Raw genomic sequence first — 13,121 nt, 5'->3', positions numbered from 1 at the left:
CATAATAAGAATTAAAAATGATATAATATTGTCGGAATGAAAAAAGTGGTATATAATAAATATTAACATTACTAGTAATTATTTTAGGTATTCCTAGAATAAAGGAGCGATACATATGAAAATTACTATTTATTTCGGAAGTCATGAAGATCAAGATGTTCGTACTATGGACTGTCATTTAGATGTAGAGGATACAGAAGAGATTGTATCTGTATCTTAATATAAATAATGGGATGAAACCTCTTCCCTGCAATGTTTAAGGCACCTTTTACAGGTGTCTTTTTTGTTGTTTTTTCGTCAAAAACCCTTTACTTTAGTGCGTTTTAATAGTAAAATATAAATATACGAACAAACGTTCTTTTTATTTTAATCGTACATGAAGGGATGATTTTATCAATGGCTCCAGCGAAGCGCAGAGGAAGAAAAAAGCAAACACCTATTATTTCAAATACAGGCTTTATCGGCTCTGTCTTTATTGATACATTGGAGTTACAAAAGAAATCCTATTATTTCGCTCGTAAAAAACTTCAAATTGTACATCACGTACTAGATGGTCTATCTGGAGCAACGAGTGCATTATTTAAAGAACATAATATCGCTGCATACATGTCATGTGTGTATTTACATAAACAAAAGAAAATCGGCTTCGTTCTTTCAACAAAACCATTTGAACAAAGTGATGGCGTTGCTTACTTTATAAATTATTTAATTGAAAAGAATTTTTACGGTGACGAGGAAGTAGAATATCAAGAAGTGTTTAATACAGGTTTTATTGGTGTAGTATTCGCGGATTTATCTAGTATAGATCGCTTTAATTTTGAGTTTGAAATGGGTATGTTAACGAAATTAATGAAAGATATGATTATTCCGGTTAAAGAGCTCTTTTTACGCCACAATGTACCAGCATACATCTCTACTTCTCATTTAGAGGAACAAAACAAATTAGGTTTCGTTCTATCTGTAAAGCCGTACGATGAACGCGCTGAAGCAGATTTATACTTTGAAACATACTTAAAAGAACGAGGATTATTTATTGGTGATGAAGAGGATGATATTGATAAGATTGTTATTAGAAAGACGGCTGAATTACGATAGTTTTCCAGTACAACTCACATTAATAAATTGTTCAGTATTTAATTTAAACTTAATACCTTCCTATTGCCAATAGGAAGGTATTAATAATTTATTAGCCCTTATGCTTTTCATACATCTCTATTTTTTTATTTAGTAAATCTTTACCCCAGACTTGCATTGCTTCTAATACAGGTATAAACTTTTTCCCCTGCTCTGTTAAAGAATATTCTACCTTTGGTGGAACAACTTTATAAACTTCTCTGTGTACTAGCTCGTCCTCTTCAAGCTCTCTTAATTGTCTAGTTAAGATTCCTTTTGAGATACCAGGTAACATCCTCAATAATTCATTAAACCTAATAATTTCATTTTTGCTTAAATGCCACAAAATCACGATTTTCCATCTTCCTGCAATTGCATTTTGGGTAACTGTTAATGGACAAATTTCTTGCTGTGTTTCTACAGAAACCGATTCATCTTGATAACTAAAACGTGCCATAATAAAATCTCCTTTTTCTCTAAGTACTATTTTTATGACTATGTTATTAAATTGTGCCTACTTACATAAATCCTTCTTAAGAAATAGTATATGTAATGTATACAAAAATCAAAAATAACGCTGTATGTAACGGAGGAGATTGTATGAAAGTTTTAGTAACGGGTGCAAACGGAAATTTAGGTTCTAAAATTGTTGAGTATTTACTTACCAGATTATCAATTGAAGAAATAATTGTTGGGGTACGTGATGACAAGTCTGAAAAAGCACTTAGCTATAAGGAACAAGGCTTAGAAGTACGTGTAACGGATTTTGAAAATCAAGAAACCTTGTTTTCAGCATTCAAAGATGTTGATCGTTTATTCATCATGTCAACATTTGGTGACTTTGATACAGTTATACGTCAGCATACAAATGCAGTAGAAGCTGCCAAAGCAACAGGTGTAAAACAAATTATTTATCCAAGTGTTACAAGAGCAGAAAGTTATGAACTTTCTGGTGAAAATTTAAAACAACAGCAATTTGTTGATACATTAAGTGAAGTATTAGGAAAAGAAATTCCTTTATTAGAAGTAGATGACTCTTCTTATGAAGAAATGTTAAAAGGTGCTGGAGTACCTGAAGCCTACCTTCCAATGTTAGTAATGACTCAAAAAGGGATTCGTGAAGGAGGATTAGAATCAACACATACCCATTTGAATTTCTTATTAGAACATCAGGCTACACGATTAAAGCAAGCATTAACACATTTATTAGTAAATACAAAATAGATAAATCAAATTCCACAGCCGAAATCAAATAATAAATTTTGTATTTAAAAAAGTGCCAGTCCACATTAGGACTGGCACTTTTTTTATTACTGCCTTTACTTCGACCACCTATCACTTTAGTTAAAGAAGGATTTTTAAACAACATTATTATTTTTCAAAGGACTTTATTGCAAAATAAACATCTTTTTTGTTACTTAACAAGTTCACTTAGCTACGCAAAACACTATAATCTTTTGAATGAATTTCTAAATTTAATTTATTTGAGTAAGCCTTATTCAAAATAAGAAATACTATCCCTCCTGTAATTGGAAGCGTGTAAGCAGGGATATAATTTAATAATAATCCTGATAATGCCAATGCTATTGGCTGCATCATTTTACCTATACTTAATCCAATACTGAGCACTCTTCCCCTATATTCGTCGGGAACCTCTTTTTGCATGAAATACATTAAAGGAATATCAATTAGCGCCATCATTAGCCCTAAAAAGAACAAAATAATACAATACATAGTAACGTATACAAAATTATCTACTTCAATACTTTTGAATAAAACAGGAATTCCTGAAACTATCATAAAAATTGCCAACATAATACTTGTTTTTTTCAAAAGATGGGAATACGAAAAACGATCAGTTATTTTTTTTACTAATATTGCACCAACAATCATTCCTATTGGAAAAGTCCCTTGAATCATACCAAATTGCTTTGAATTCAGATTAAGAACTGTATTTATTATGTATGGTAATGGAACGATTATAGAAAATCCTAAGAAGAAATTAAGTGCAACTAAAATACTAAACGTATTCTTTAAACTTTCCTTCTCAATTAAATAAGAAAATCCCTCCTTTATATCTTTAAGAAAATCAATTTTTCTTATTGAACATTCCTCATTGATGTTGTGCTCGAACAATTTAAAGTGAATAAACAATATGGATATGCCCGAAAGAATAAATGAAATACCGTTTATAATTATAAAAGTTTTAATATCTAATACAGCAAAAACGATACCACCTAACATAGGACCGAGAATCAAAGATACAGAATCAATAATTTTACTTATAGAATTAATACTCATTAACTTCTCACTTGAGACGATATTGGGTTTTGCGGATTCTAACCCTATTCCAAAAAATGTTGTAAATACCGTTATAAGAAAGGTAGTAGCATAAATGATGAATAAGTTTAATCCATAATTGCTGCTTACTATATAAGTAACAATTAATAAACTTCCACTTAGTAAATCCATGCAAACGACCAGTTTCTTTTTATCAACTTTATCTGCAATTACACCGGCAAATGGATTCATAACAATCATTGGAATCGTTCCTAAAATGAGCGTAATCGCGAAATTTAACGCTGATCCAGTTATTTGTAAAACATACAATCCTAATGCGAAACTATAAATAGAACTACCAAATGTTGATACTGTTTTCCCAATTGCATAGAAACAAATATTTCTAAATTCGTGTTTGCTTTTTTTATTTTCTAAATGTAATCGTAAACTCCCCATAACTTTTCCCCCTACTTAACTTTGTATTACGTACATTGTAAGTTCTTGGGCCAACCCAATAGCAATATGTACAATTTGAAAATTTTTAAGGGGAAATAAATAAAAGATGGGGTTAACCCCATCTTTTTCCGAAAAATGAATATGTATAAATTTCTTCTCCTTGAACAAAGAAATCCTCGTATTTGCCGCCCCGTTCCAAATAATTTGAAGTTCTTTCATCAATGGATTGAAACTTTAGATTTTGGATTTCTTTCGTTACTTTTGAAAGTGTAAAATTTTCTCGAAACCTAGTTTCAATTTGGCTGTTTATGCTAAAATTTTTAAATAAAATAAATAAACTTAATAAATAACAATCAGGTTTTAAAAGAGGATTTAATTTGTGGAGTAAAAAATTCTCATGTTCAAAACTATAATTACTTGTACCTGATTGATCAATTACAATATCAGTAGAATAATTTTGAATAGGTATGTTTAAAAAATCGGCACAGATAAATATAATGTTTCTTTTAGGGTTTCTTTTTTCAATTACATCTTTTAAAAATATAAGTTTATTCAAATCTCGATCAACAGCAATATATAGGCAATTTTCTGGTAGTTCTTCATAAATATTTCGTAAAAAGAACCCAATACCAGACCCTAAATCAAGTAGTATTTTTTCATTTAAATCTAGCTGCATTAGTTTCTTTTTCGCCCATTCTCCTTCTCTATGCACATTTTCCAAATATGCAGTATCAGTTTCATGAATATAATCTGAAATAGAACTTTCAAGTGAAGATCGCTCATATGCTTTAAATAAATTGCCAGCTGTTAGAATACCTGAAGTAATAATGTATTCTTCCCCACAGTTACAAATTAACTTTCCCTCTGTAATTTGATTGCAATTAATAATTCCATTTTGAAGAATTAGGTTTTTGCTACACTTAGAACATGTAAGTAAATGAAGTACGCTTAAATCTATCCCAATAATAGAATTCGGAGTTTCATTTGTTAGCGATAAATCATTTAACACTTCTTTTAATTTATCCCTTCTCTCCTCTAAAATTTGTATTTCTTGTTCAAACATTTCGTATTTCGATTTAAATAAAGATTGGTAAAGAGTATCTTTTTCGTAATTCATAGATTTCGCTAAATTTTGATAAAGAAAAAGTTCTTTAATTTCATTCAAACTAAAACCTAGCCATTTGTACTCTAATATAAGCTCTATATCTTTTTGACAATACTCATCAAAAAAATAATGGCTACCCTTCTTTTCAGGAATAATTAGTCCGAGATCCATATAATGTCTAATTGTATCTATGCTTATATTATTTTTTTCTCCAAACTTTCCGATTTTCATAATATCACTACCATTATAATATTTGTTTATACATACTTCTTTTTTTTAGTAGAAAATCCTTTTATCTATACATTATTATTTGTGATACGGGAATGATGTAATGAAGCTTTTATATAATAAAAAAACCCGCGAATTATTCACGGGTTTTCCTCTTAATAACTAATTGCTATTGTTCCTTCACCTGCATGAACAGCAAATGAAATCGGCAATGGATAAAGCTTGAAATCCATTTCAGGGAATGCTTGTTTAATATCTAAAATCCATTCTTCAGCTCCATCTTTATCGTTAGCATAGAACATATGAAGTACTTTTGGTAATTCTTTTTCAAGCTCATTTTTAATGTATTCTCTACATTTTTGGATTTTACGCACTTTCTTTTCAAGTAAAAGTTCTCCGCCTTTTACTTCTAAGATTAAGTTGACACTTAATAAACTTCCAAGTAAAAATTGAACTCCCTTTACTCGACCACTTGCATATAAACCTTTTAAGCTTTTTGGAAATACATAAAAAGGCCTTCTTTTTTCATCTACTAATGTTTTATGTATATCTTGTAAAGTCATACCATCATTGTATAACGTTTTAGCTTTTCTCAAAAGTTCATCCATTGGATAACTTGTCGTTTCACTATCTAATACAGTTAAAGGGAAACCTGCCATATCAGCAGCTAGCTTCATATTTTGATAGGTCCCACTTACTTTTCCGCTAATAGCAACTGCAAAGCCTTCTTCATATTCTTCTTTGCATTTAGTAAATAATTCTACCATTTCCCCTATGTTAGGTTGCGAAGTAGTAACTGTTCTTCCATCATTTAACGCTTCATAAAGACGTTTATGAACTCCTTCTTCACAATCCTTATAAGACACTCCATCAATAATAACTTCAATTGGGATAACAAAGTTATCACCATCTGTTGTAAAACTCGCAGTTGTACTATCAGTAAACCAAGCAACACGCTTCATGTTGTTCCTCCCTTATTCTGTTCCTCTTTTCTGACTTTTCTATATATTTATCTTACGAAAAGAGAATATCCCCTGTAATAGTAACAGGACTTTATTATTTTGGCTATAGTAGATGTATAATAAATGTGAATGTTTTTTGTCTATTTATCAAAAAAAAAGAAAACCACAAAATTTTCCGGCCTTCTTTTAACATTACATTACTTAAATGTTTCGTTATCTAAAATTACAACATAATCATTCGTCAATCGGCCAGCTTCTTTCGTATAATTCACAAGCCTTTGTATGTTATCACAGCTAAGTTTTGCTCCCCATACGAGTAATGGTACGCCGATAAAGTCGATGTGGAACCTTCTAGAAAACAGACCACCGAAAGTCATTGGTAAAGGAACTGTTGGTGATGTATTAGAAAAAATAATCTTTTCATGGCTTTGATAATGTTTTTGCAGAATCTCTCCTAAATGCTTCATCGCAGGTACAACGATTTTGGATGCCCCGCACCCAATTGTATATACAGGATTCCCATATTCATCTTGTCCATGAAAAATAATCTTTCCCATATCTTCTGTTTTCAATTTATTAAAGTAATCTACATTTAATATTTCTTCTTTCGTTAACTTACGATCTGTTGGTAATTTATTTAAATGATAAGCTGCAGCGAGTGCAGTTGAATGCGTTCCACCGAAATCTGTGTAAATGAATATCATATTATCATCCCTTTTTGTAAAAGTTCAATATTATTTAGTATTACCGTTCACAGCGTTGTTAAACAAGGGACGAATGTATTTACGCTTTTTGTGTTAATTCATTATATTTTTTCCAAATATAATAGCGTCTACTAATTACGGTACCTAATGTGATACATAAAAAGGCATTCGTTACAACCATTAATGTGTGGTGAGTACTGCCAGGAAACATACTTTGCTTAATCACGATTTTCACACCTAAAATAACAAGGAGAATAATTGTACTTAACCAATTTCCTTTTCGTAATACATGACCCGTTTCACTATCTAACCGAAATGTTAAAGCTTTCCCCCTAATAATTCCAAGTGCCAATCCAATTCCAAACATTGCAACGAATAGCAGTACGTGCAATATATTTAATTGTCCCATATGAATAATGGACTGGATTGTTACAAAGTACAGCAAAGCCGGGATGAGCCAAATACGATTAATATTCACTTTGTATTCCTTACCTTGCATTAATACAATTATAAGAATAACAAGTAGAATAACAAATAGAATATCCATTTAGAGTCCTCCTATATACTTGTTTACCTTTGAAAATTATATTCGTCTCTGTTTGAAATACGATAGCTACTTTAATTTGTATAATATGGAATGTGATTTCCCATCAGCCTTAAGCATTATTTATAAAAGTAAAAAGACGTACTTTTTACTCGTACGTCTCCTACTACTTGTTCTTCATGTATAGTAACTAGTTCAATTGCGGGATTTTCATATTTTTCTTTCCCTTTAAGTACATTGTCATAATATGCTGTATCTAAAAAAGATAACACACGGCAACGTACCTAGCCTATTTCGTTTTCTTTTTTATATGCTCTAATTTTTATATCCATGTAATTAAAAAGCTCCTTCTATTTCCACCATTAGTTTTTCAGGTCCTGCCCCTTTATTTGATGGAATAACTAATGTAATTCCTAATTCCGGGTATACGGCCGAGCGAAAACTCACGCCTGGATCATATCCCATTACATGATATTTAAAAATATTTTCTTGTCTTTTCTCAATCCATATTCCATAGCCGTAAGACTGGCTATTATTCACCAAAATATGAGGAGTTAAAAGTAACTTCGTATATTCGCGGCTTAATATTTCGTTGTTAAATAGAGCTTCCCAAAATTTCACCATGTCTGGTGCAGTAATGTAAGCACCGCCATCAGAACCTCCTTTTATGGGTATAGAGTATGCATTTGTTCTCCATTTTTGACTATTTACATCCTTTATATATCCGAGAGCTGTATGTTTTGGTAAATTATCTAAAGAGAAATAGCCTGAATCATTCATACCAACTGGAACAAATATGTTTCTTTCTATATATTCCGTAAATTCAAGTCCTGTCTGCTGTTCTATAATTAATCCAAGTATAATAAAACCTGCATTATTATAGTAAAACTTACTTCCTGGTGTAAACATCATATTACTGTTTTGGAATAATGGTAAAAAGTCTTTTAAACTTTTTAAAAGATACATAGGAGTTTGTTTCCAAAGGTCTTCAAAGTTATCCATGATACTTTCATCAAAATAATCTGGAATACCCGAACTATGCGTTAAAAGTTGATGTACTGTAATATCTTCATTAAAGTTTGGGAATTTAATACGTAGACAATCTTTTAACTTTGTATGAAAAGTAATTACACCTCTTTCAACAAGTTGACAGATACTGATAGCAGTAAATAATTTGCATCCTGAGGCAATTCCAAATCTTGTTTGTAGTGTATTGTTTATACATTCACTTCGGTTAGCATATCCAAATGAATTTTCATAAATAATATCATCATCTTTTTTTATTAAGACTACCCCAGAAAAATCTATATTCCGATGTATTTCTTTTACAATTTTCTCTATTTGATCTTTTGTTTTTATCATAATAACCACCCTTGTTTATTGGTATTGTTCTTTCCCCTTATTACTTTTCCATATATAGGGGAAAGAAACCTCCTATTCAACCCCCTAATTTTCAAATAAAAACCAAGGGAACTATTTCGAATTTATTGATTCAGCGGAATATACCTTAGACCGCGATGGTAATAAAGTAAACACGCACAATATGATAGTAATAAGTAGCATTACCAATACTCCTACAATGACTACAAGTTGTATAGAAGTGAATTGAGTTGCAACGCCGAACAGAATCGTTATAAAAATTGTAAAAACAGCTATAACGAGCCCGTATATACTCCCGATTCGTCCCATCATATGAACCGGAACGTTAGTTTGATAAAATGTGTAAAATCCCGTATTTGCATATGCCATAGAGAAAGATAAAACAAAGAATCCGATAGCAGCTATTAAAAACTCACTTGAAAAAGCATAAATCAAATATCCGATTGCAATGAATAATGATCCTATCCCAATTAGAAATGAAGGTGCTAATTTTTTTGATAAAATTGTATTTGTTATGGCTCCTAAAATAAAACCCGCTCCAGCGATACTAACTAGGAAGCCATACTCACTATCTGTTAACAATAAAACTTCTTTTGCAAACGATAGTTCAAGTGAATCTATAGCGGTAGCTAAAACCATCATTCCTTGGAATAGGAAATAAACACATACTATATACACAGATTTTTTGCTGAAATTTAAAACTATGTTCCAATCTTTTTTTAGTACAGTTAGAGATAACTTATCACTTGATGTATTAGAATCGTATTTTTTATCAAGATCAGTTAAAAGTAATGTAATTAACCCTGATAACAGAAATGCTATAGCATTCATATATATAGCAAACTCTGGTGTACCAGTTATTAATAATATCCCCGCCACTGCTGGACCAATTAAAAATGCACCAGATCCTATTAAACTACGTAGTGAGTTGAAACGTTGTCTTTGCTCTACTGGAATTAATTTCGTCATATATGTCATAGCAGTTGGTTCATAAATCGCACTGGCCATGCTTATAAAAAATACTAAGAGATAGACAATCCAAAGGGATGGAACCAAGGGTAAAATAGCGATAAATACTGCTCGATATATATCGAGGTGAATCATTAACTTTCGTTTATTTAAACGATCTATCATACTTCCTGACCAAGCGTTTGTAAATAAAGTGGCTAATGGTTTTATCACATATAAAGTAGCGACAGCTAAGGCTGAGCCACCCATATTATAGACAAGTACATTCAGTGCGATTAAATAAATCCATGCACCTAAATTCGCAATACCAACTCCGGACAATAGTAATAAAGGATATTTCCAATCTTCAAGTAATTTTTTCACTTTAGGCACCCGCTTTCTAAATTGTTTTAAAACAATAAAAAAATCCCACCCCCAAGACTTTTAGTCTTAGGGACGAGATTTATCATCGCGGTGCCACCCTAGTTTGTTAATATGTCGCCATATTAACCTTATCAGGTACTGCACTATTTTCATGCTTATACCTTATCTCTATAACGGGAGCTCCCGTCACACCATCCACTTTTAAAAGGTTCCGATGTGCTGCTCAGAGGCTTGGTTCAATAAAGAATTTTTGCTCCTTTTCAGCTAAATAGAGCTCTCTGTGAAAAATTCATTTTATTTACTCTTCTCTTCACTGCATTTGGTTTTTTCCATATTATCACATAGGTTTTATATTGTAAATAATTAAAAAGAATAATCAGTTTTTTTAAAAGTGAGCATCCTTTATAATTTTGTAACTTGATTTTTTATTTATTAAAAAATACGGTGCGTGAAATTGCTTGTAACTCTAACAAAAAGAGCCTATTATACTATAGACTCTTACAAAATTCGATATTAATTTGTACTCGCTTCTGCTAATGGTTCTAGAGGCGGTTCCAAATCTAGTTTTAAAGTATCACCCTCTTGTAAATCTTGTCCTTTTTCAATACTTTGACTAGTTACATAGCCCATACCTGAAGTTTTTAAATCTAATTTTAATAGCTTGGAGAAATACATAACATCACGCATTGACCAACCTTTTAGGTTAGGCATTTTCACATTACTTCCTACTAGAAGTATGCGATCTCCTTCACTCATTACTTCGCCAGTCTCTGGATATTGTTTTATTATCTTTCCTTCTCCTAATAATACCGGCTGAAGTTTCTCTTTTTCTGCAATATTTTTTACAGTATCCATTGTTTGATTTACATAATTTTGTACTTTTATTTCAGATTGCTTTGTTGCATCTGCCATTTTCTTTTCTGTATATGGTTTCACTTTTAAATATTCTAGACTATTTTTCATAACTGGTTTAAAAATTTCAGCAAGAGGCTGAGCACCGTATTCATTCCCCTTTAATTTAGGTTGCTTAATGGCTAAATATACGACTAATTGCGGATCATCAATTGGAGCCATTCCTAAGAATGAAAAAATATAATTATCTTTCCCTTCCATATATCTTCCATTTTCAGGATTCGGAATTTGCGCTGTCCCTGTTTTACCACCAATCGGATAACCATCAATTTTATACATCGTTCCCGTTCCTTTTGATGAAGTAATAACTCGCTCCATTAAGTTCCTTACCTCTTCTGCAGTTTCTTTTTTAATCGGATTCCCTATTTCTTTAGGTTGATTTTCCATAATAACTTGTTTATTTGTTGGATTTACAACCTTATCAACAATATAAGGTTGCATCATTTCCCCGTCATTTGCTATAGCTGTGGCCGCTTGTACGATTTGAATAGGGGTTACAGTAGAGCCTTGACCGAAAGAAGTAGTAACTTGTTGGATTTGAGTATTTAGCAATAATGTATTTTTACTTTCTCCAGGCAAATCTATACCTGTTTTTTGATTGAAACCAAATTTATTCATATATTGCTTGAATTTATTTGGTTTCAGTAACTGATCTTCTAAAATAGAAAAAGCAACGTTCGATGACCGTTCAAACCCTTCATCAAATGTAATTGAACCCCATCCATAGCCGCCATTATGATCTTTAATCTCTGCTGAACCAACTGCGTATTTTCCTGATTGGAAATATTCTTTCCCGTTATATACACCTTCATTAATTGCAGCAGCTAATGTAAAAACTTTCATTGTAGACCCTGGTTCGAATGCATTCGCAATTGGATCGTTTAAAAAATATTCAATGTCTCCCTTGTTAGGATTATAACTAGGCTTACTAGACATTGCTAAAATCTTACCTGTTTTTGGATCTGCAATAATTCCTACTAACATAGAAGGGGCATAGTGTTGCTCCGCTTTGTTCATTGCATCTTCTAAAAAACTATTAATTTGTTTATCAAGCGTAAGGTATACGTTATTTCCATTTTTAGCAGGTTCTATTTTTCCTATATCATTTGTAAGTGGGATACCATTTCGTGAACCTACATATTTTACATTTCCGTTTGTAGAGCGTAAATATTTATCCAAACTTTCTTCAAGCCCAAACTTGCCCTCCGCATTACCTTTATCATCTGGTCTTGCAAAACCAAGTATATACGAGGCGAAGTCTTCATTTGGGTATACTCTGGCTTTTTCTGTTGTAAACGATACACCTGGTATTTTCAAATTTTTAAGTTCTTCCTTCGCTTCTCTAGATAAGTTACGTCCAATTTTACCAATTTCAACTTGCGTACGTCCTTCATGAAAATTTTTCATGATCTCCTCTTTATCAACTTCAAGCGCATCTGCTAAACGTTGTGCAGTATCTTCTTTATCTTTTAATTTATCTTTTCCTTTTAAGTTTACAACGATGCGATATGTCGTTGAGTCTTGGACTAATACTTTACCGTTTTGATCATAAATTGTCCCGCGATTTGCCTCTAAAACTCCATTTTTGTTTTGTTGTTCCTTCGCAAGATCCTTTACATTAACATTATGCACGACTCCTACTGCTTGAATATAAAATATACGTAAAAGCATAGTAAGAAACAAAACAATAAAAGCAATCATCATATATCGTGCGCCTTTATTCGTTTGAAGTTTATGCATACTAATCTCCTTTCCTTTACAATGCATTAATGCGAAGATGCGCTACTAAATATGTTCTTTAATATAGTAGATACTATATTTTTCGAAGTTTTTTTACTAATTCCTCTATAACAATAAGAAAACCAGTTCTGTTGCTATTTGTTTTTTATTAATTCTATGTTTTTTAACATAAAATACGGTAAGTGAAATTTAAGAATTTTCAAATAAAAAGAACCTACTTTTTAATCTGTACCCTTTGTAAAGGACATTTTGAAAAAAGTTAGGCAACATCAAGGAGATGATTTCTGTATCCAACAGGAGTCATCTTTTTTAAATTCCATTGATATCTATAGTGATTATAGTACGTCATATATTTCTTAATCTCT

Annotated in this window: 12 protein-coding genes, 1 pseudogene and 1 other annotated feature; of the genes and pseudogenes, 2 read left to right on the top strand and 11 right to left on the bottom strand. The window is 31.6% G+C overall.

Annotation, left to right across the window (positions count from 1 at the left end; genetic code table 11):
- Window positions 1–396: 396 nt before the first annotated feature.
- On the top strand, window positions 397–1,095 hold the full coding sequence (locus SB773_RS08255) for a hypothetical protein (RefSeq protein WP_410589428.1): 699 nt from the start codon (window positions 397–399) through the stop codon (window positions 1,093–1,095).
- Window positions 1,096–1,186: 91 nt separating this feature from the next.
- Here SB773_RS08255 and SB773_RS08250 read toward each other — a convergent pair whose 3' ends face one another.
- On the bottom strand, window positions 1,187–1,570 hold the full coding sequence (locus SB773_RS08250) for a winged helix-turn-helix transcriptional regulator (RefSeq protein WP_410589426.1): 384 nt from the start codon (window positions 1,568–1,570) through the stop codon (window positions 1,187–1,189).
- Window positions 1,571–1,713: 143 nt separating this feature from the next.
- On the opposite strand from SB773_RS08250, the gene SB773_RS08245 reads away from it, so the two are divergent.
- Window positions 1,714–2,337, top strand: a complete 624-nt coding sequence (locus SB773_RS08245; RefSeq protein WP_410589424.1) for an NmrA family NAD(P)-binding protein — start codon at window positions 1,714–1,716, stop codon at window positions 2,335–2,337.
- Between the two features lie 207 nt (window positions 2,338–2,544).
- Here SB773_RS08245 and SB773_RS08240 read toward each other — a convergent pair whose 3' ends face one another.
- From SB773_RS08240 to SB773_RS08195, 10 genes and pseudogenes are all read right to left on the bottom strand, one after another.
- Complete coding sequence (locus SB773_RS08240) at window positions 2,545–3,849, bottom strand: MFS transporter (protein WP_060751186.1); 1,305 nt, start codon at window positions 3,847–3,849, stop codon at window positions 2,545–2,547.
- Window positions 3,850–3,961: 112 nt separating this feature from the next.
- Window positions 3,962–5,185, bottom strand: a complete 1,224-nt coding sequence (locus tag SB773_RS08235; RefSeq protein WP_410589422.1) for a methyltransferase domain-containing protein — start codon at window positions 5,183–5,185, stop codon at window positions 3,962–3,964.
- A 152-nt stretch (window positions 5,186–5,337) separates the two neighbouring features.
- Window positions 5,338–6,144, bottom strand: a complete 807-nt coding sequence (locus SB773_RS08230) for a DegV family protein (protein WP_002141971.1) — start codon at window positions 6,142–6,144, stop codon at window positions 5,338–5,340.
- A gap of 197 nt (window positions 6,145–6,341) precedes the next feature.
- Entirely contained in the window at window positions 6,342–6,848 is a 507-nt protein-coding gene (locus SB773_RS08225; RefSeq protein WP_044443053.1) for a DUF3189 family protein, read from the bottom strand.
- A 79-nt stretch (window positions 6,849–6,927) separates the two neighbouring features.
- The gene (locus SB773_RS08220) at window positions 6,928–7,395 is read right to left on the bottom strand and encodes a CcdC protein domain-containing protein (RefSeq protein WP_060751188.1); all 468 of its coding nucleotides are present in this window, start codon (window positions 7,393–7,395) and stop codon (window positions 6,928–6,930) included.
- A 143-nt stretch (window positions 7,396–7,538) separates the two neighbouring features.
- Window positions 7,539–7,664: pseudogene (locus tag SB773_RS08215) on the bottom strand (GNAT family acetyltransferase); the annotation flags it as partial.
- Between the two features lie 64 nt (window positions 7,665–7,728).
- Entirely contained in the window at window positions 7,729–8,754 is a 1,026-nt protein-coding gene (locus tag SB773_RS08210) for a serine hydrolase domain-containing protein (protein WP_410589418.1), read from the bottom strand.
- A 111-nt stretch (window positions 8,755–8,865) separates the two neighbouring features.
- Window positions 8,866–10,104, bottom strand: a complete 1,239-nt coding sequence (locus SB773_RS08205) for an MFS transporter (RefSeq protein WP_410589415.1) — start codon at window positions 10,102–10,104, stop codon at window positions 8,866–8,868.
- 65 nt (window positions 10,105–10,169) lie between these two features.
- Window positions 10,170–10,427: a binding site (T-box leader), on the bottom strand.
- A 190-nt stretch (window positions 10,428–10,617) separates the two neighbouring features.
- Window positions 10,618–12,756 (bottom strand): penicillin-binding protein, encoded by a 2,139-nt coding sequence (locus SB773_RS08200; RefSeq protein WP_410589413.1) that lies wholly within the window; start codon window positions 12,754–12,756, stop codon window positions 10,618–10,620.
- A 259-nt stretch (window positions 12,757–13,015) separates the two neighbouring features.
- On the bottom strand, window positions 13,016–13,121 hold a 106-nt coding region (locus tag SB773_RS08195; RefSeq protein ID WP_163056894.1), incomplete at its 5' end, for an IS3 family transposase.

This window comes from Bacillus sp. SIMBA_074 (genome assembly GCF_046534555.1).
In the GTDB taxonomy this organism is placed as follows: domain Bacteria; phylum Bacillota; class Bacilli; order Bacillales; family Bacillaceae_G; genus Bacillus_A; species Bacillus_A mycoides.
Note: the sequence above shows the minus strand (reverse complement) of the source record. Positions and strands in the feature narration are given on the sequence as shown.

Bases quoted from the DNA above. Each gene is read 5' to 3' on its own strand.
- SB773_RS08235 (WP_410589422.1), bottom strand. From the start codon at position 5,185: ATGAAAATCGGAAAGTTTGGAGAAAAAAATAATATAAGCATAGATACA.
- SB773_RS08225 (WP_044443053.1), bottom strand. From the start codon at position 6,848: ATGATATTCATTTACACAGATTTCGGTGGAACGCATTCAACTGCACTC.
- SB773_RS08200 (WP_410589413.1), bottom strand. From the start codon at position 12,756: ATGCATAAACTTCAAACGAATAAAGGCGCACGATATATGATGATTGCT.
- SB773_RS08250 (WP_410589426.1), bottom strand. From the start codon at position 1,570: ATGGCACGTTTTAGTTATCAAGATGAATCGGTTTCTGTAGAAACACAG.
- SB773_RS08220 (WP_060751188.1), bottom strand. From the start codon at position 7,395: ATGGATATTCTATTTGTTATTCTACTTGTTATTCTTATAATTGTATTA.
- SB773_RS08255 (WP_410589428.1), top strand. From the start codon at position 397: ATGGCTCCAGCGAAGCGCAGAGGAAGAAAAAAGCAAACACCTATTATT.
- SB773_RS08210 (WP_410589418.1), bottom strand. From the start codon at position 8,754: ATGATAAAAACAAAAGATCAAATAGAGAAAATTGTAAAAGAAATACAT.
- SB773_RS08240 (WP_060751186.1), bottom strand. From the start codon at position 3,849: ATGGGGAGTTTACGATTACATTTAGAAAATAAAAAAAGCAAACACGAA.
- SB773_RS08230 (WP_002141971.1), bottom strand. From the start codon at position 6,144: ATGAAGCGTGTTGCTTGGTTTACTGATAGTACAACTGCGAGTTTTACA.
- SB773_RS08245 (WP_410589424.1), top strand. From the start codon at position 1,714: ATGAAAGTTTTAGTAACGGGTGCAAACGGAAATTTAGGTTCTAAAATT.